This is a genomic window from Streptomyces sp. NPDC005017, assembly GCF_042873115.1.
Classification (GTDB): Bacteria; Actinomycetota; Actinomycetes; order Streptomycetales; family Streptomycetaceae; genus Streptomyces.
In genome coordinates this window covers 23,181-42,419 of sequence record NZ_JBIALD010000017.1, presented here as the reverse complement: position 1 = coordinate 42,419, position 19,239 = coordinate 23,181, and the positions used below count along the sequence as shown (strand labels likewise).

General features: G+C 72.6%; 10 protein-coding genes. 5 read left to right on the top strand and 5 right to left on the bottom strand.

All coding sequences use genetic code 11. The features are described 5' to 3' along the window. Positions 1 to 608 precede the first annotated feature (608 nt). Positions 609 to 7,340: a polymorphic toxin-type HINT domain-containing protein gene (locus ACFYR0_RS24645; RefSeq protein ID WP_389331937.1), complete on the top strand. Its 6,732-nt coding sequence runs from the start codon at positions 609 to 611 to the stop codon at positions 7,338 to 7,340. A gap of 114 nt (positions 7,341 to 7,454) precedes the next feature. Here the strand turns inward: ACFYR0_RS24645 and ACFYR0_RS24640 are convergent, their stop codons facing one another. The 3 genes from ACFYR0_RS24640 to ACFYR0_RS24630 all read right to left on the bottom strand — a co-directional run bounded on the left by ACFYR0_RS24640 (position 7,455) and on the right by ACFYR0_RS24630 (position 10,068). Next, positions 7,455 to 7,835, bottom strand: coding sequence for a hypothetical protein (locus ACFYR0_RS24640; protein WP_389331934.1), 381 nt, complete (start codon positions 7,833 to 7,835; stop codon positions 7,455 to 7,457). 90 nt (positions 7,836 to 7,925) lie between these two features. Further along, positions 7,926 to 8,927, bottom strand: coding sequence for a mechanosensitive ion channel family protein (locus ACFYR0_RS24635; protein ID WP_389331931.1), 1,002 nt, complete (start codon positions 8,925 to 8,927; stop codon positions 7,926 to 7,928). A gap of 217 nt (positions 8,928 to 9,144) precedes the next feature. Then, positions 9,145 to 10,068: an NADP-dependent oxidoreductase gene (locus ACFYR0_RS24630; protein WP_389331928.1), complete on the bottom strand. Its 924-nt coding sequence runs from the start codon at positions 10,066 to 10,068 to the stop codon at positions 9,145 to 9,147. Between the two features lie 162 nt (positions 10,069 to 10,230). On the opposite strand from ACFYR0_RS24630, the gene ACFYR0_RS24625 reads away from it, so the two are divergent. Then, on the top strand, positions 10,231 to 11,274 hold the full coding sequence (locus ACFYR0_RS24625) for a GlxA family transcriptional regulator (RefSeq protein ID WP_389331926.1): 1,044 nt from the start codon (positions 10,231 to 10,233) through the stop codon (positions 11,272 to 11,274). A 154-nt stretch (positions 11,275 to 11,428) separates the two neighbouring features. Further along, on the top strand, positions 11,429 to 12,949 hold the full coding sequence (locus ACFYR0_RS24620) for a catalase (protein ID WP_389331923.1): 1,521 nt from the start codon (positions 11,429 to 11,431) through the stop codon (positions 12,947 to 12,949). Between the two features lie 59 nt (positions 12,950 to 13,008). Here the strand turns inward: ACFYR0_RS24620 and ACFYR0_RS24615 are convergent, their stop codons facing one another. Further along, positions 13,009 to 14,175: a peptidoglycan recognition protein gene (locus tag ACFYR0_RS24615; RefSeq protein ID WP_389331920.1), complete on the bottom strand. Its 1,167-nt coding sequence runs from the start codon at positions 14,173 to 14,175 to the stop codon at positions 13,009 to 13,011. 1,345 nt (positions 14,176 to 15,520) lie between these two features. Here ACFYR0_RS24615 and ACFYR0_RS24610 point away from each other — a divergent pair. Together ACFYR0_RS24610 and ACFYR0_RS24605 are read left to right on the top strand one after the other, a co-directional pair. Next, positions 15,521 to 16,264, top strand: a complete 744-nt coding sequence (locus ACFYR0_RS24610) for a DUF1775 domain-containing protein (protein WP_389331917.1) — start codon at positions 15,521 to 15,523, stop codon at positions 16,262 to 16,264. Positions 16,265 to 16,595: 331 nt separating this feature from the next. Then, the gene (locus ACFYR0_RS24605) at positions 16,596 to 19,016 is read left to right on the top strand and encodes a bifunctional serine/threonine-protein kinase/ABC transporter substrate-binding protein (protein WP_389331914.1); all 2,421 of its coding nucleotides are present in this window, start codon (positions 16,596 to 16,598) and stop codon (positions 19,014 to 19,016) included. On the opposite strand, the gene ACFYR0_RS24600 is transcribed toward ACFYR0_RS24605, so the two are convergent. Beyond that, positions 19,017 to 19,196, bottom strand: a complete 180-nt coding sequence (locus ACFYR0_RS24600; RefSeq protein WP_386382673.1) for a DUF6480 family protein — start codon at positions 19,194 to 19,196, stop codon at positions 19,017 to 19,019. Between the last annotated feature and the right edge of the window lie 43 nt (positions 19,197 to 19,239).

The following is a 19,239-nucleotide window of genomic DNA, read 5'->3' as shown; positions in this document are numbered from 1 at the left end:
GGCCAGACGTCGTCGGCGTTCCCCGCGCGGAAGTCTACGACTCGGCGACCCGCGCGATCTGGACGAACGGGTGTCAGGCGAGGGCCGGGGCGAGTACCGCCTGGTCGTCCTGGTCGGCGCCGTCCGCCCGGTTCTCCGTGCCGACGGCCGGGAAGGGACGGAAGTGGCCAAGTCACCCTACGCGGTGGACGGGAGAGGGCGTCGCGGGCCCGGCGGGCGTCGGCCGGGAACTTTCGCTCCGCGAAGCCGGCCGGCCGCCCTGAAGGGGAAGGTCTGGGTGGCTGTGTGCACCGGTCGTTGTCCTTGGCGACGGCGGGAATCGCCCCTGCGGATCTCGTCGACGCGAGCGGATGCCACCGCAGGTGGCGGTCCGTCAAATCTTCAACAGTGCAGGGGGCTTGGCTGAATGTGTTCGCCGATACGCGCCCGCTCGCCGGGCGGTGCCGAGGGTCTGATCGCACAAGTGGTCTAGATCACTGGGCACTTTGAGACCCTTCACGCCCCACTTGTGTCGACTTGGCTCGCTTCGCTCCCACTTATCTGCCCATTACCTTTGCAGGAGCACCACACATGTGGTGCACAGCAAACTCGAAAGAGACCGAGGAGTCATGACCATCCACATACCCGCTCCGGATGAGCGGGGTCGGCTTTGGTCCGGGGGGACACTCCGCTACGTCGCGGGGGGCGTTGCCCTGGCGCTGGCCGTCTCGCTGCTCGACAGCACGAGCGCGGCGTTCGCGGCCGACGGGGACAAGGCCCGCAAGGAAACGAAGCCGTCGGTGACGCAGGCCGCCGACATCCCGTCGGCGCGGGTGGCCGCGCGTCTGTCCGGGAAGCGTGTCGAGGCCCTCTCCGAGCGCACCGAGACCTCGACGACATGGGCGAACAAGAACGGCTCGCTCACCACCGAACTCACCGCCGGGCCGATCCGCTTCCAGGAGAACGGCCGCTGGCGGCCGGTGAACCTGAACCTGGTCGAGCGGGACGGCGGCGCGGTCGAGTCCCTCGGCCACCCCAACGGGCTGCGCCTCAACCCCGGCGGCGGCGTCAGGGCCCGCTCGCTGAGCGCGGCGGCCACCGCAGGGGCGCGAGACCTGGTGACCCTGGGCGAGGGCGACGAGCAGATCACCCTCCAGTGGAAGGGCGGTCTGCCCAAGCCGCGCCTGGACGGCAACCGCGCCACCTACACGGACGCCGTGCCCGGCGCCGACGTCGTCGTGGAGGCGACCCGCACCGGGTACGAGCAGTACGTCGACATCAGGGAGCGCCCGCGTACGGACGGGTACACCTACACCCTGCCCCTGAAGGCCAAGGGCCTGACGGTGAAGCAGCAGAAGGACGGCAGCCTCCTCTTCACCGACCGCAGGAACAGGAAGCGGGCCGTCATGCCCGCCCCGGTGATGTGGGACGCGAGTACGGACAAGGTCTCCGGGGAGCACACCCACCGTGCGAAGGTCGGCCTGAAGGCCGTCCGGCGCGGCGCCTCGGTGGACCTGGTCGTCACCCCGGACCCGAAGTTCCTCGCCGACCCGAGGACCAGGTACCCGGTGACGGTGGACCCGTCCACCTCCGCGCTGAGCAACGTCTTCGACACCTACGTCCAGCAGGGCGAGACCGTCGACTGGTCCGCCGACACCGAGCTGGACCTCGGCAACCCGGGCACGAAGAACGCCGACGGCACCTTCCGCACGGCCCGTTCGTTCGTCTCCTGGAACACCGCGCCGATCGCGGACGCCCTGGTGACGGACGCGAAGCTGTCACTGTGGAACTTCCACTCCGGCAACTACACCGGCTCGTCGTGCCCCAACCAGCCGTGGGAGGTGTGGTCCACGGGGGCCGCGTCGACCTCCTCGCGCTGGACGGCCCAGCCGGCCTGGACCGCCGAGAAGGCCTCCTCGTCGGAGACCAGGGGCAACGCCTCGTGCGGCAGCCAGCCGGACGGGTGGATCAACGCCAACGTCACCACCCTGGTGCAGGAATGGGCGTCGGCGAAGGCCGCCAAGTCCCACATGGGTCTGCGCGCCTCCGACGAGGGCGTCACGGGGCAGTGGAAGCGCGTCAACTCCGCCAACGCGGCCTCCAACCCGCCGAAGCTGGTCGTGACGTACAACTACCGGCCGCGTACGGGGACCAAGCAGGAGGCGGGACCGCCGTTCTTCTCCTACGGCGGCGACTACGTGGTCAACACCACGACCCCGACGCTGCGGGACACCTTCGTCGACCCCAACGGCGACAAGGTCAACGGCACCTTCCAGATCTTCGACTCCGCCACCAACGCCCAGGTCGGCAACGTCATCGTGTCCCCCTGGGTGAACTCCGGGCAGGTCGCCTCCGTGACCGTCCCCGCCGGGGTGCTGGCGAACGGGAAGACGTACAAGTTCCGCAGCAGCCCGTACGACGGCGCGCACTACAACCTGGGCTGGTCGGCGTGGAAGACCTTCACGGTCGACACCGCCGCCCCGTCCGCGCCGACGGGCGTCACCTCCACCGACTATCCGTCCACCGCGTGGGTCAAGGGCGCCGGGCAGACCGGTACGTTCACCGTCACCCCCAACGGCACCGACCACAACTGGCTCGAATGGTCACTGGACGGCGTGACCTGGACCAAGGTCGGCACCGGCGGCTCAGCCGCCGCCAAGGCCATCGGCCTCGCCCCGCCGAAGGACGGCACGCACACCCTCCAGGTCCGTCAGGTCGACAAGGGCGACAACAAGTCCGAGGCGGTCGAGTACACCTTCCACGCCGGACCGGGCGGCTTCGTCCGGCCCGACGAGGGTGAGCGCACCGCACGCCGGCTGCCGCTCGTCGCCGAGGCCGACGGATCGAAGTACGACAAGGTGTCGTTCTCCTGGCGCCGCTCCGAGGCCGACGCGTGGACGCCGATCCCCGCGGCCCATGTCACCTCCGGCGACAGCGCGCTGACCGCCTGGCCGGTGGCGCTCACGGCCGGGCGCAACGACCAGCTCGTATGGGACACGACCACTACGGTCGACCCCGACGGCACCGTCCAGATCAAGGCCGACTTCACCGGCCCGGGCTCCGCCTCCGGCAGCACACAGCCGCTCACCGTCGTCGTCGACCGCACCGCCTCCGGTGCCGCGACCGACGAGATCGGTCCCGGCTCGCTGAACCTGCTGACCGGTGACTACACCCTGTCCGCCACCGACACCACGCACTTCGACCTGTCGGTCACCCGCACCGCGTCCTCCCGCAAGCCGGACGCCGGGGCGCGGCAGACGGGCCAGGTGGCCGTCTTCGGCGAGGAGTGGGTGTCGGGCACGGCAGCCGAGGCCACCGACTCCGACTACTCGCACCTGCAGCGGATCTCCGACACGGCCGTGGCCGTCGTGGACCTGGAGGGCGAGGAGATCTCCTTCACCGCCAACGCGGCGAAGACCGGCTGGGTCCCGGAGCCCGGCTCCGAGGAGCTGACCCTCACCGGCAGCGTGACCGGCAGCTTCACCCTCGCCGACACCGAGGGCACCGTCACGGAGTTCACCAAGCCGGACGCGGCCGCCACCACCTGGCAGGTGTCCAGCGCGCTGATGGACGGTCTGGCCCAGACCTCGACGACCGTGGTCTCCGAGACGGTGAACGTCGCGGGCAAGACACTGGCCCGCCCCAAGCGGGTCGTCGCGCCGACCTCGGCCGCGTCCGCCGCGACATGCACGGCCACGCCCGCCACGAAGGGCTGCCGCACCCTGGAGTTCGTCTACGCGACGACCACCACCGCGAACGCCACCGCCCTCGGTGACTTCGCCGGCCAGGTGAAGGAGATCCGCCTCTGGTCCACCGACCCCGGCGCCGCCTCGGCGACCGCCAAGGCCGTGCAGACCTACCGCTACGACGCGGACGGCCGGCTCACCGAGACCTGGAACCCGCTGATCAGCCCCGCGCTGAAGACCCAGTACGGTTACGACGCCGCGGGCCGGGTCACCCAGGTCACCCCGCCCGGTCAGCTGCCCTGGACGTTCACCTACGGCAAGGCCGGTGCGAGCAGCGCGGCCGGCGACGGCATGCTGCTCAAGGCGTCACGGCCCGCGCTGCGCCAGGGCACCCTCGACGTGGTGGAGGGCGAGTCCGCCACCAGCGTCGTCTACGACGTGCCGCTGACGGGCACCACCGCCCCGTACAGGATGGGCGCCGCCGATGTGAAGGCCTGGGGCCAGACGGACGCGCCGACCGACGCGACCGCCGTGTTCCCCGCCGACGCCGCCCCGGTCTCGAACTCGGGCGGCGCGCTCACCGCCACGTCCTACGGGCGTGCGGACGTCACCTACATGGGCGCCTCGGGCCGCGCGGTGAACGCCGCGACGCCCGGCGGGCACATCACCACGAGCGAGTACGACCGCTTCGGCAACACCGTTCGTGAACTGACGGCGGCCAACCGGGCGTTGGCGCTCGGCACGACCGCCGCGGACCGTGCCGCGCAGGCCGAGCTGGGCATCGCCTCGCTGGCGTCCGCCGAGCGCGCCGACCTGCTCACCACCAGGTCGGTGTACAACGACAACGGCACCCGGGAACTGGAGGAGTTCGGCCCGCTGCGGCGGGTCGACCTCACCGCGGACCTGAAGTCCGGAACCACCACCCTGGTGGGGGCCGGCTCGCCCGTCACCGCGCGGAGCTGGACGGTCAACGAGTACGACGCGGGCCGCCCGACCGACGGCACCGCCAAGGTGAAGGACCAGGTCACCCGGGTCACCACCGGCGCCCAGGTGCGCGAGCACCCCGCGGTGCACGGCGAGACACGCGTCGTGCAGACCGTGTACGACTGGGCCAAGGGCCTGCCGGTGAAGTCGGTCCAGGACCCGGCGGGTCTGGCGATCACCACCACCACCGAGTACGACGCGCTGGGCCGTGTGGTCAAGACGTACAACACGGGCAGCAACGGTGCCGACGCGGGCACCGTGACGACCGCGTACTGGTCCGCGACCGGCACCGGCACCTGTGCCGGCCGCCCGGAGTGGGCCGACCTGGTGTGCTCCACCGGGCCCGGCGGAGCCGTCACCGGCGGCGGCGGCAACCCGGCCCAACTGCCCGTCACCACCACCGAGTACGACTGGTGGGGCAACGCCACGGTCGGCAGGGACACCGCGAACGGTGTCACGCGCACCACGACCACCACGTACGACGCGGCGGGCCGCCCCGTCACCGTCAAGGTCACCGGGGGCAGCGGCCAGGCCGTCCCGGAGGGCACGACCGAGTACGACCCTGCCACCGGCCAGGAGATCCGCACGACGTCACCGACCGGCGGCACCATCACCCAGGTCCACGACAGGCTCGGCCGGCTCGCCTCCTACACGGACGCCGACGGCGGCCGGACCACCACCGAGTACGACCTGCTGGACCGCCCGGCCAAGGTCAGCGACACCGTCCCGTCCACCGTCACCTTCACCTACGACCACACCGCCGAGCCGCGCGGCCTGGCCACCAGGGCGACGGACTCCGTCGCGGGTGTCTTCCAGGCGACGTACGACGCGGACGGCTCGGTCGCCACGGAGAAGCTGCCCGGCGGCTACACCCTCACCCAGACCGAGGACACCACCGGCGCTCCCGTCGACCGCACGTACACCCGTGACAGCGACGGCACCGTGGTGATGTCCGACGCGGTCACCGAGTCCGTGCAGGGCCAGACCACCAGCCACGCCGGCTGGTCGGACCAGACCTACCGCTACGACGCCGCCGGACGACTCGTCCAGGTCGACGACACCGTGGAGACGGTCTGCACCCGGCGCACCTACGGATTCGACAAGCACGCCAACCGCACGTCCCTGACCACGGCCGCCTCGGCGCCCGGTCTGGACTGCCCGACGACCGGGGGAACCAGCAGGACCTCGACGTTCGACTCCGCCGACCGCGTCACCGACGCCGGCTACGTCTACGACGCTTTCGGCCGCACCACCGCCCTGCCCGGCGGCGTGAGCGTCGGCTACTACGCCAACGACCTCGCCCACCAGCAGACCGTCGGCGGCAAGCGGCAGACCTGGACCCTCGACGCCGCCCTGCGCTTCCGCGCCTGGACGGTGGAGACCAACACCGGCGGTACCTGGTCGCCGACCGAGAGCAAGCTCAACCACTACGACGGCGACAACGACAATCCGCGCTGGATCGTCGAGAACACCGCCACCGGTGCCCTGACCCGCAATGTGGACTCCCTGTCCGGGAACCTCGGCGCGGTCACCAGCGCCACCGGTGACACCGTGCTCCAGTTCACCGACATCCACGGCGACGTGGCGCTCCAGCTCCCGCTGAACGCGGGCGAGGCGCCGATCGTCCTGGACACCGACGAGTACGGCAACGCGCGCGACCGACAGCAGGCCGTGCGCTACGGCTGGCTCGGCGGCAAGCAGCGCTCCAGCGAGACGGTCGCCGGCTTCACCCTCATGGGCGTACGCCAGTACAACCCCGCCACGGGCCGGTTCCTGTCCGTCGACCCCCAGCGGGGCGGCAACGCCAACGCCTACGAGTACTGCTCCGCCGACCCGGTCAACTGCTTCGACCTGGACGGCAAGTGGGGCTGGAAGAAGTTCTTCAAGAAGGCCAAGCGCTGGGCCTGGCGCAACAAGTGGGACATCGCGCTCACCGCGGCCGGCTTCATCCCCGGTCTGGGCGCGGCGGCCTGGGGCTACCGGGCCTACCGCGGCTACCGCGCTCTGCGGGCGGCACGGACCATCGGCCGCAGCTGCCGCTGGAACTCCTTCCTGCCCGAGACGCCGGTCGTCATGGCCGACGGCACCACGGTGCCGATCAGCCAGGTGAAGATCGGTGACCTGGTGCGGTCGGTGGACGAGATCACCGGTGAGAGCAAGGTGGCGCCGGTCACCGACGTGATCGTCGGTGACGGTACGAAGGACCTCGTCACCCTGTCCGTGGACGCGGACGGCGACGGACGGTCGCGGCAGATCACGGCGACCGCCAACCACCCGTTCTTCGTCCAGGGCCGCGGCTGGACCGACGCGTTCCGGCTCACCCCGGGTGCGCGGCTGTCGGACCCGGGCGGGACCGCGCCGGAGGTGACGGCCACCAGCCGCACACAGGCGGTCCGTACCGTCTTCAACCTGACCGTCGGCGGTACCCACACCTACTTCGTGGTGACCGACGGCCGGTCGGCGCTGGTCCACAACTGCGCCCGTTACATCCCCAAGAAGCGCAACGTGCTGAACTGGTGGCACCCCACCCGGTTCAGCAGCAAGGCCGCCGCGGTCCGCCACGCCAGGCAGGTCGCGCGGACCGGAGGCCGTTGCCGCTACCGGGGCCCGTGCGGCTCCGGCACCCATGTCCACGTCGACTTCATCAACCGGTTCGGACGGATCTTCCGCACCAACCACTACCGCTGGTGAACGAAGCGGCCATGAGCCGGGAGAGGTGAGACGAACGTCGGGGCGGTCAGGAACTTCCTGACCGCCCCGACCACTTCCTGACCGCCCCGACCTGCTACCGCCGTCGTCCCGGCGTCAGCAGAACTCCTCGACGTACAGCAGGACCCGGTCGTCCTCGGAGCGGAACTCGTAGGCCTGGTGCGTTCCCGGCCCGCCCGGCTCCAGCCGGTCCCTGAGCAGCTCCCAGGCCTCGTCGCGCCCCTCGGCGGGCACGGGCCGCAGGACCTCGCCCGCGCCCTCACCGATGATCATCTCGTCCGCGCCGCGCACGAGCCGCTTGGCCAGCCGTACGTCCAGCGGGCCCCGGCTCCTCGTCCACAGCCGGCCCCGGCCGTCGACGAGTTCACCCGAACTCGCGGGCGACAGCTGCCCGGTGCCCGGGTCCGACCCCTCCGTGTGCTCCAGGGAGGCCGTCACCTCGGCGAAACTCTTGTCGGACATTCGCTTCTTCGGCATGGGCCCAGTCTGACAGCTCGTGCGATGCGGACGGCCGCCGCGGCCAGTTCACCGGCGGCAGCGTCGTGCGCGGCACCGCCGGTGGCCCGGTCAGCCCGGCATCGCGGGCGTTTCGCTGCTCCGGTCGCCGCTGCGCAGCCAGACGGTGCGCTGCGGGTACGGGATGTCGATACCGGCGGCGTCCAAGGCGTCCTTGGCGCGCCGCCGAAGCTCCCGCGTGACACTCCACTGCTGGAGCGGAACGGTCTTGACGGCGAGCCGGACCACCACACCGTCGGCGTCCAGCGACTGCACGCCCCACACCGACGGAGCCTCCAGCAGGAGGTCCTGGAAGTCCGGGTCGCGGTGCAGGGCCCGCCCGGTCTCCTCGAGCACGTGGTACACCTCGTCCAGATTGGCCTCGTAGGCCACCGCGACGTCCAGGACGGCGCGCGCCCATTCCTGGCTGTCGTTGCGCACCCGCAGGATCTCGCCGTTGCGGATGTGCCACAGACCGCCGTTGAGGTCACGCACCTGCGTCAGCCGCAGTCCGACGTGCTCCACCTCGCCCACGGCCTCCCCGAGGTCGACCGAGTCACCGACGCCGTACTGGTCCTCGACCATGATGAGCAGGCCCGACAGATAGTCCGCGACGAGGCTCTGCGCCCCGAACCCGATCGCGAGGCCGACCACTCCCGCGCTGGCGAGCACCGGCCCGAGGGCGATGCCCACCTGGTCGAGCACCATGGCCACGCCCATCAGGAACAGCACGACGGTCACCGCGCTGCTCAGCACCGAGCCGATCGTGCGTGCCCGCTGCTCGCGCCGCTGGCGGACCCGGGACGCGTCCCGGTACAGCACGGCCGCTCCACGCCCCGACCTGCGCGGCCGCCGGCCGCCGGACTCGCCCTCCGCGGGCTCCAGGATGCGCTGCACCGCACGCGTGATGGCCCGCCGCGCCACCCAGTGCACCAGGGCCAGGACCCCGACGATCACGGCGATGCGCAGCGGGACGCCGATCAGCGCGGCGGTGTGGTCCTCGGCCCAGCCCGACCACGGAACGGCCGAGAGGAGGTCCATGGCCACGGAGGACGGGCCGGGTGAGCGTGTCATGGGCGGGAGATCCAATCCTCGGATGCGGGTGCGACAACGGCTGCCCCTACCCACGGTCCCGACGGGCATGGGTCCCCGCGCGTGAGAACGATCACGGCTCGACGCTCCCCGCGGTCCGGTACGCCCGTTCCGCCCGGTCTCGGCCCCACCGCCGGCCGACCACCCGGTGCCCGGGCCGGTACCCAACCCCCGCGGGCACCCCGGCGGGCCACCACGCTCAGACGACCGTCAGGACGATCTTGCCCGTGGTGCGGCCCAGTTCGCCGATCTCGTGCGCCCTGGCGGCCTCGACGAGCGGCAGCACCGTCTCCACGACCGGCTTCAGTTCGCCCCGCTCCACGAGCGCGGCGAGCTCCCGCAGGCCCAGGTGGTCCGGCTCGACCAGGATCCATCGCGCCTCCACTCCGTCCCGGGCCGCGGGCACGTCGTCCGGGCCGGGCAGGGTGATCAGTCGACCGCCCTCGCGCAGGACCTCCAAGGAACGCTCCGCGGTCTCGCCGCCGAGCCCGTCCAGGACCACGTCGACGTCGCGGACGGCGAACTCGAACCGCGCCGAGCGGTAGTCGATCACCTCGTCGGCGCCCAGCCGGCGCACCAGGTCGTGCTTGGCGGCACTGGCGGTGCCGATGACGTACGCGCCGCGGGCCTTGGCGATCTGCACGGCGAGATGGCCGACGCCCCCGGCGGCCGCGTGGACCAGCACCCGCTCGCCCGGGCGTACGTCCGCCGCGTCCACCAGGGCCTGCCAGGCGGTGAGCGCGGCGAGCGGCAGCGCCGCGGCCTCCACGTGCGTCAGGCCCGCCGGCTTACGGGCCAGGTGCCGGGCCGGTGCCACGACGTACTCGGCGTACCCGCCCGCCTGGCGGGGGAACAGCGGCATCCCGAAGACCTCGTCGCCCGGGCGGAACAGGCCGACACCGGGGCCGACCGCCTCGACGGTGCCGGACACGTCCCAGCCGACCGCCGGTACCTCGCCCCACGCGACGAGGCCCCCGCTGGCGCGGGTCTTCCAGTCCACCGGGTTCACCCCGGCGGCGTGCACCCGCACCAGGACCTCGCCCAGTCCCGGCTCGGGGCGCTCCATCTCGCGCTCCACCAGCGTCTCGGGTCCGCCCCACCGCTCCACGACCATCGCACGCATGCTGTCCGCCCATTCCTTTCGTCCGGATCGGCTCGCCGCCGGGCCGTCCCGGAGCGAGATGTGCTCGCCGCCGGAGGTCTCCGGGGGCGACACCGTCCACATTCCGGTACGCCGGCCCCGCGTGGTGTTGGCCGTCCGGCCACCCTGTGACAGGATCTGGCCATGAGCGAGACGACGGCGGCCCCGGAGAACGCGAGGTCCCGGGCGGGCAAGGCGCCCGCACGGCACCGGATCGCGGTGCTCGCCCTGCCCGGGGTGCCGCCCTTCGAGCTCGGCATCCCCTCCCGGGTCTTCGGCAGCGTCCACGACGCCGAGGGCCGCCCGCTGTACGAGGTCACCGTGTGCACCGCGGACGGTGCCCCCGTGCTCAGCGACGCGGGCTTCCACGTGCAGCCCGCGGCCGGACCCGAGGCGCTGGCCGCCGCCGACACCGTGATCGTCCCGCCCACCCACGCCATGCCCGAGCTGGGCCGGGGCGGTCCCCTGCCGGCCGAGGTCACCGCGGCCATCGCCGGCATCCGGCCCGGCGCCCGGCTGGTCTCCATCTGCACCGGTTCCTATGTGCTCGCCGCCGCCGGACTGCTCGACGGCCGGCCCGCCACCACGCACTGGAACCTGGCTCCCGAGTTCCGCCGCGCCTACCCCAGGGTCAAGGTCGACGAGGACGTCCTGTTCGTCGACGACGGCGACGTGCTGACCTCCGCGGGCGTGGCCGCGGGCGTCGACCTGTGCCTGCACATGATCCGCCGCGACCACGGGGCCGCCGCCGCCAACCAGGCCGCCCGCATGTGCGTCGTACCGCCCTGGCGGGACGGGGGACAGGCCCAGTACATCGACCGCCCGGTCCCCGATCCCACCGTCGCCAGCACCACCGCCACCCGCGCCTGGGCGCTGGAGCACCTCGGCGAGCCGCTCTCCCTCGCCCAGCTCGCCGAGCACGCCCGGATGAGCCTGCGCTCCTTCACCCGGCGCTTCCGCGACGAGGTCGGCATGACCCCGGTGCAGTGGCTCACCGCGCAGCGCCTGGAACTGGCCAAACAGTTGCTGGAGACCAGCGACCTGCCGGTCGACCTCGTCGCGCACCGGGCCGGCTTCGGCTCCGCGAACTCGCTGAGGGCGCACATGAGAGCCGCCGTCGGGGTCTCGCCGGCGGCCTACCGCCGGGCCTTCAGCCCCGTCGGCCACTCCGGACTTCGCGGCCGGTGAGGCATCGCGCCCGCGCGGTCCCGCGTGCCTGAACCGCGACGGCCGGAGATCCGGACGTTTGTCGCAGGTGGGGCGTTTACCGTCGGCCGATCCGGGTCACGCGGCCCTCTGGAGTCCCTTCAGTGACGCGGCCGCGATAAGGAAGGCAGAGCCCATGACGGAGTTCCGACCCGCCACCACGACCGACTCGGGCGCCCCCGCCGAGACCGACGAACACTCGCTCACCGTCGGCCCCGGGGGACCGGTCCTGCTGCAGGACGCCTATCTGATCGAGCAGATGGCACAGTTCAACCGGGAACGCATCCCCGAGCGCCAGCCGCACGCCAAGGGGAGCGGGGCCTTCGGCCGCTTCGAGGTGACGGAGGACGTGAGCGCCTACACCAAGGCCGCCCTCTTCCAGCCCGGCACCCGCACCGACCTGGTCGTCCGCTTCTCGACCGTGGCCGGTGAACGGGGCAGCCCGGACACCTGGCGCGACCCGCGCGGCTTCGCGGTGAAGTTCTACACCGCCGAAGGCAACTACGACATGGTCGGCAACAACACGCCGGTGTTCTTCGTGAAGGACCCGATGAAGTTCCAGCACTTCATCCGGTCGCAGAAGCGCCGCGCGGACAGCAACCTGCGCGACCACGACATGCAGTGGGACTTCTGGACCCTCTCCCCGGAGTCCGCTCACCAGGTGACCTGGCTGATGGGCGACCGAGGCATCCCGCGCACCTGGCGCCATATGAACGGCTACTCCTCGCACACCTACATGTGGATCAACGCGAGCGGCGAGCGGTTCTGGGTGAAGTACCACTTCAAGACCGACCAGGGCATCGAGTTCTTCACCCAGCACGAGGCCGACCAGATGGCCGCGGTGGACACCGACTACCACACACGCGACCTCTTCGAGCACATCCGCGACGGGGAGTTCCCCAGCTGGACCCTCCACGTCCAGGTGATGCCGTACGCGGACGCGGCGGGCTACCGGTTCAACCCCTTCGACCTCACCAAGGTGTGGCCGCACGGCGACTACCCGCTGATCCCCGTCGGCCGTATGACGCTCGACCGCAACCCCACCGACAACCACGCGGAGATCGAACAGGCCGCGTTCCAGCCCAACAACCTGGTCCCCGGCATCGGCCCCAGCCCGGACCGCATGCTCCTGGCCCGGCTGTTCTCCTACGCGGACGCACACCGCTACCGCATCGGCGCCAACTACCAGCAACTGCCGGTGAACGCGCCCGTCGTCGACGTCCACACGTACTCCAAGGACGGCGCGATGGCCTACCGGCGGACCAGCGATCCGGTCTACGCGCCGAACTCCAAGGGCGGCCCCGCCGCCGACACCGCCCACTACGGCAGCCCGCCCAGCTGGGAGGCCGACGGCGAGATCACCCGCGCGGCCTACGTGGACCATCCCGAGGACGACGACTGGGGCCAGGCCGGCACCATGGTGCGCGAGGTCCTCGACGACGCGGCGCGCGACCGCCTCGTCGACAACGTCGTCGGCCACCTCCTCAACGGAGTCGGCGAACCCGTTCTCGAACGGGCCTTCGCGTACTGGTCCCATATCGACGAGGGCATCGGCAAGCGCATCGCGGAGGGCGTACGCGCCAAGTCCGACGAGAAGGACCCGAAGGCGGCCGAGCAGGGCAACCCGGCGCGCACATCCATGCAGCACAAGGCCTGATCACCTGATCCGACCGGGCCCCTGGGCGGGCCCGGTCGGACGGCGCAGTCCCCGTGGGGTCAGGGCTTGGCGGGAGTCCTCCCGGCGGCGATGGCCCGGATGGCGGGCAGTTCGGCGTACAGCTTCTCGCCGGGGCACTCGGTGTTGTAGCCGTCGCGATGGCCGTGCAGGGTCGGCATGGTCAACGGGGCACCCAGAAGCCAGGAGCCGTGGAAGTAGTCGGTGCCGTCGGCGCCCGCGGTGAGGGTGGTGGTGCCGGCCGGGTCGATGCCGTACTGGCCGAGTTTCCAGGCCGCCAGCGCGCCGAGGGAGTTCAGCACGGCCTGCGGCGGCGCGGCGGTGGTGAAGGTGCCGAGGACGGCGATCCCGGTGGTCTGGGTGTTGAACCCGTAGGCGTGGGCGCCCACGACGGCGCGGTCCACGCCGCCCTTGCGGCCCTCGTAGACCGTGCCGCACCTGTCGACGAGGAAGTTGTAGCCGATGTCCCGCCAGCCCAGCTGGTTGACGTGGTAGGCGTGGATCGCGCGGATCACCGCCGCGGCGTCGGCGCACGTGTAGCTGTTGGAGTCGGCCGTGTGGTGGACGACGGCGGCCTTGATCTTCCCGCTCGCCGCGTAGCTGGCGGCCTGGGAGCTGAGGGATTCGTCCGCGCCCCAGCCGGCCCGCGAGACGATCACCGGCCTGGGGGCACCCGCGGCCCCCGGCGCGTTGGGTCCCGCCGCGGGCGGCGGCACGGTGGGCAGCGGGCCGGCCGCGGTGCCCGGACCGGGGTCGACGAGGTCCAGGCGCAGTCCCTCGGGCAGGTCGGAGAGTTCCTCGCCGTCCGTGACGATCCGGACTTCGGCCTCGTCCGCCGTGCCCACCCACAGCGGGTCGGTGCCGCCCCGGCGCGCGGAGTCGTCGCCGTGGCTGTCGCCACTGTCCAGCCGCTTCCACTCGGACCAGGCGAGGCTGCCGGAGGCCCGGGTCCGGACCTCCGCGACGCCGGTCAGCGGCGCCGACGGATCGTCCCAGGTGACGCCGAGCATCCGGAACGGCGCGGCGGTGGTGGCATGCGTCACGGTGGCGCGGCCCGGGGCGAGTTCCACGGTGCGCACCTGGGCGCGCGCGCCGTTCGGCGCGGGTGTCCCGGGATTCCGGAGGCTGTGCGCGGACGCCGCGAGAGCGGACTGCAGGGTCAGGGTTCCCAGCGCCAGGACCATGACTGCGCGTGCTGCGTGTCTCATGTACCTCTCTCCTGATCACGATGGCTGTGAGGACGCGCGGCGAGTGTGACAAGCGCGCACCGTTTGTCCGCTGATCGACGCGGACCGGGGACGGCAATACGGCCGATGAGCGCCCGAGCGGGGACCGAGGGATGCGCCGGACGGCGTACACGGGCCCGATCCTCCGGAACGGCCGGCGGGGCGATCAGGGCTCCTGCGCGACGGTCACAGGCTCCGGGGACTCGGGGTGCGGGGCTTCGCCGGGGTCGCGGCGCTGGGAGGAGGCTGACGTCGTCCCTCGCCCAGTCGATCGCGAGCTGTTCGGCGGCGGTGGGGGGTGACGGTGGCGAGTGGGGTGGGGTCGTCCAGCCGGCCAGCACACGGGCGACGCGGTGGTCGCCGAACTCCTCGCCACCGCTGCCACCGCCCTCGGTGAGACCGTCCGTGCGCTCGACCTGCGCGCGGCGGCCCCGACGGCGACGGTCCGGGGCCGGACCGGGTGCCCGGGTGAACGTCTCGGCGCCACCCGCCGTATACGAGAAGGTGATCACGGGGAGCGGCGCTTCCCGGCCGCCGGGACGGCGGGAGACGGCGTTCACCTGACATGTGTGGGGCCGGGGAGGAAGATGGGCGACCGTGTCGGGTGATCATGTGACGGCGGGCCGCGGTCGGGGCGTCCGCCCGTTGCCGCGGGCCGTCGGACGCCTGCGCGCCGGGCTGTTCGCGGTCGTCGGCAGCGTCCTCGCGGCGCTCGGCCACCACACGGTCGCCGAGGGGGCGGTGCCGTGGCGGCTCGTGGCCGCCGCGGGTGTCGCCCAGTTCGCGCTGGTGCTGCCGTTCGCCCGCCGTCGACCGCCGCCGTGGCTGGTCGTCGGCTGCACGCTGGTGGCGCAGGGCGGACAGCACCTGGTGCTGAGCCGCGCGTCCGGAGGACATGAACCGGCCTTCGGCCATGCCGGACACACCGGTCTCCGGGCGACGACGGCGGGGGACGGGCACGCCTGGCACCACGCGGGGTCGGCCATGACCGTCACCCACGTGCTGGCCGCCGTCGCGGTGGCGTGGCTGCTGCACCGCGCCGACACCGCCGTCGGCCTCGCTCTCACGGCGGCCCGGACCGCGCGTGCGGCCGCAGTGACGCTCCTGGCCCGGCTGCGGGTGCCGCGACCCGTCGCGGACGACGTCCGCCGAGCGTCGCGCGTACGGCTCGTCGGCCGGTTCCGGTGTCCGGCCGCGCCGAGCACACGTCTCCTGAACCACGCGCTGGTGCGCAGAGGGCCTCCGGGACACGAGCACGTCCCGGACCGTCCCTCACCGGGCCGGGCTTCGGCCTGCCCGGCTTCAGCGTCAGCAAGGAGCCCTCAACGTGTCCACCACCTCCCACACCCTCGGCCGCGCCACGCGACGGACGGGCCTCGCCGCCGCCCTCGCGGTGACGGCCGTCCTCGCCCTGGCCGGCCCCGCCGCCGCACACGCCGAGGTCGAGGCCGACAACCCGCAGGCCCTGGCCGAGAACGTCACCCTCGCCTTCGTCACCGAGGCCGAGTCCGCCGAGGCGGGCTTCACCGAAGTGCGCGTCGTCCTCCCCGAGGGCATCGCGCCGGGTGACGTCACCCTCGTCGAAGCGCCCAGGGGCTGGAAGTTCACGGCCACGGACGACGGTTACACCGTCGGCGGCCCGAAGCTCCCCGTCGGCACGGACGGCGAGTACAAGGTCAAGGTCCGGCAACTGCCGGACGCGAAGCAGCTGGTGTTCAAGACCGTCGAGACCTACAGCGACGGGGAGGTCTCCCGCTGGATCGAACTGCCCGGCGCCGAGGGATCGGACCAGCCCGCGCCGGTACTGGACCTGAAGCCCGCGGCACCGGGCGCCAAGCCCCTCACCCCCAGCCCCACGGCGAGCGAGACCCCCACCCCCACCGCCCCACCGTCGTCCGCGGCCCCCACGCCCACCGCGACCCCCTCGACCACGGCCGCCGCGAAGGACAGCGACGAGGACGAGGGCGGCTCGACCGGCCTGGTCGTCGGCGCGGTGGTCGTGGCACTGATCGCCGCGGGCGGCGGCGCCTGGTGGCTGCTCAAGCGCCGCGGTACCGCGTCCGCGGGCTGACGCGTCGCGGCACGGCGTCCGGGGGCTGACCGGAGGCATCCGACGACTCCGTGGGGCGGGGCCCGACTCTGTGGGGCGGGGTGCCGCTCGGCCCCCCGGGATGCCGCTCGGCCCCACGGGTCACCCCTGCCGAGCCGAAGGCCCGCCCGGAGGTCAGGAGTTCCCGGTACCGGGGGCTCGTGAAGCACGTACCGGTGAACGTCCACGGGCGTTCACCCGCCACCCGCGCGAACGCGCCCGGAGCGGCACGGGGTCGAGGCACCGCTCCCGGGTGTGTGATCAAGCCACCGTTCCCTCACCTGAACGGCGCGGCACGACCTAGAGTGTGCGCGTGACCGAGCAGAACCCCGAACTCATCGCCGGCCGGTACCGGCTGGTCGAACGCATCGGCCAGGGCGGTATGGGCCGCGTCTGGCGCGGCGTGGACCAGCAGCTCTTCGGGCGCGAGGTCGCCGTCAAGGAGATCCTGTTCCCGCCGGGGCTGGAGGACGGTGACCGCGCCACGCTGCTCAGGCGGTTCACCGGCGAGGCCCGTGCCGCGGTCACTCTCAGCCACCCCGGCATCATCACGATCCATGACGTGGTGGAGCACCACGGCGCCCCCGTCATCGTCATGGAGTTCATCCGCGGGGAGTCGCTGGCCGCCGCGCTCCGACGGCAGGGCAGGCTGTCCGTGCGGCGGGTCGCCGAGATCGGGGCCGCCATGCTCGACGCGCTCGAGGAGGCGCACGAGGCGCGGATCGTCCACCGCGACATCAAGCCGGACAACGTCCTGCTGACCAGGGACCGGGTCGTGCTCACCGACTTCGGTATCGCGCATCTCGCCGACGCCACCACGAAGTTGAGCCACAGCGGGATCGTCATCGGCACGCCGCAGTACATGCCCCCGGAGCAGCTGGAGGGCAAGCGCCCGACCCCGGCGAACGACCTGTGGGCACTGGGCGCCACGCTGTATCACGCCGTCGAGGGGCAGCCGCCGTTCGAGGCGGAGGGGCTGCACGCCCTGGCCGTCGCCGTGTTCACCCGGCCGCTTCCGCCTCCGGTCCACGCCGGTCCCCTCGCGCCCGTACTGGAGGCGCTGCTCACCAAGGACCCGGAGCAACGGGTGGGCGCCGCCGAGGCCGCCAGGATGCTGGCGTCGGTGCTGCGTTCGCTCCCGGCCCGGGACGACGACGCGGACGCCGTGCAGGAACCCGAGCCCGGGCACGATCCGACGCCGACGCCGACGCCATCGTCGACCCCGGCCCCGGACGCCGCCGCTGAGCAGGCACCACCCCCCGCACCCCCGGCACCGACGCCCCCGCCCACGGTCCGTGACTCCGGGGCGGCCCCGGCCGATCCCCGGCGCCCGGTCCCGGACCGGCCGACCGGCCCGCCTCCGGCCCCCACGCCCGCCCCTGCGCCCGCTCCCACCCCCTCGCCCGCCGAGGACCTGGTGTCGTGGGGGACGACGGCCGCGGTGGAGAGGGACGAGCGCAGGTCCGTACGGTCGCGCGCCCGTACCCGGCGTTCCGTGGTGCTCGGCGCGGCGCTGGCCACGCTCACGGCCGGTTCCGTCCTCACCTGGACGCTCTCCCACCAGGACGAGAAGCCGCACGGCGGCGGAGCGGCCGGCAGCGGCTCCGGGGCGTCCTCCGTCACGGTGGTGATCGGGGTGGACGCGCCGCTCAGCGGTGGGCTGTCCTCGATGGGCCTCGGCATCCGCAACTCCGCCGAGCTGGCGGTCAGGACGGCGAACGAGAAGGGCCACGTTCCCGGCGTCAAGTTCGAGCTGAAGGCCGTGGACGACATGGCCGACCCCTCGAAGGGCGAGCCGAACGCCGTCGCTCTCGCGTCCGACCCGAAGGTGCTGGGCGTCGTGGGACCGCTCAACTCCAGCGTGGCCCGGGCGCTGGTGCCGGCCCTGGCCGAGGAGGGCCTGGTCAACGTCTCCCCGGGCAACACCGATCCCGCGCTCACCCTGGGGACTGCCTGGGCCACGGGCACCAAGTCCCGTCCGTACGAGACGTACTTCCGTACCGTTACCACGGACGTGGACCAGGGGCCGTTCGCCGCCCGGTACCTGCACGACGAGGCCGGGAAGAGCAGGCTGTTCGTCATCGACGACAAGAGCGCCTTCGGCACCGGCCTGGCGTCCGGTTTCACGGCCGAGTTCGAGAAGCTCGGCGGAACCGTGGTCGGCACGGAGCAGGTCGACCCCTCGCGGAGCGACTACCCCGGCCTCGCCGCGAAGGTCCGTGGCTCGGGCGCCGACGCCGTCTGGTTCGGCGGCTACTACGACACCGCCGGGGCACTGTCCAAGGCGCTCAAGGAGGCCGGGGCAGACATCCCCTTGATGGGCGGCGACGGCATGTTCGACCAGGAGTTCCTCACGATCGGCCCGAAGACGGACGGGGACCTGGCCCTCAACATCGGCGTGCCCGCCGAACACCAGGCGGGCGGACCGGACTTCCTCACCCGGTACCGCGAGGCGGGGTACCCGGAGCAGGCCGGCTGGTACGGACCGTACGCCTACGACGCGGCCTGGAGCCTCATCGAGGGCGTCAAGTCCGTCGTCGCGGCCAACGGCGGCAAGCTTCCCCGGGACGCCCGCACGAAGATGGCGAGGGCCGTGGCCGGGGCCGCCTTCGACGGGGTCACGGGCCATGTCGCCTTCGACGAGTACGGCGACACGCGCAACCGGCGCCTGACGGTGTACTCGGTGGCCTCCGGCCAGTGGAAGGCCGTGACCAGCGGCCCGGTCGGCGGCTGATCAGAGCGTGATGACGCGCACCAGGAAGAACGCCGCCACGAGCAGGCAGCCGAGCACGATCAGGGACAGCCACACACGGGGGTGTTCCCAGATGCCGCCGTCCGGTCGTTCCTGATGCGCTTCCGCGATGGAGCCCTCCGCGGGGGGTGTCTCACCGGGAGGGGGCAGCGACTCGCTCATGGTCACGCCTCCCGGACGTCCGGGAGCGGGGAGGCACCTTCGA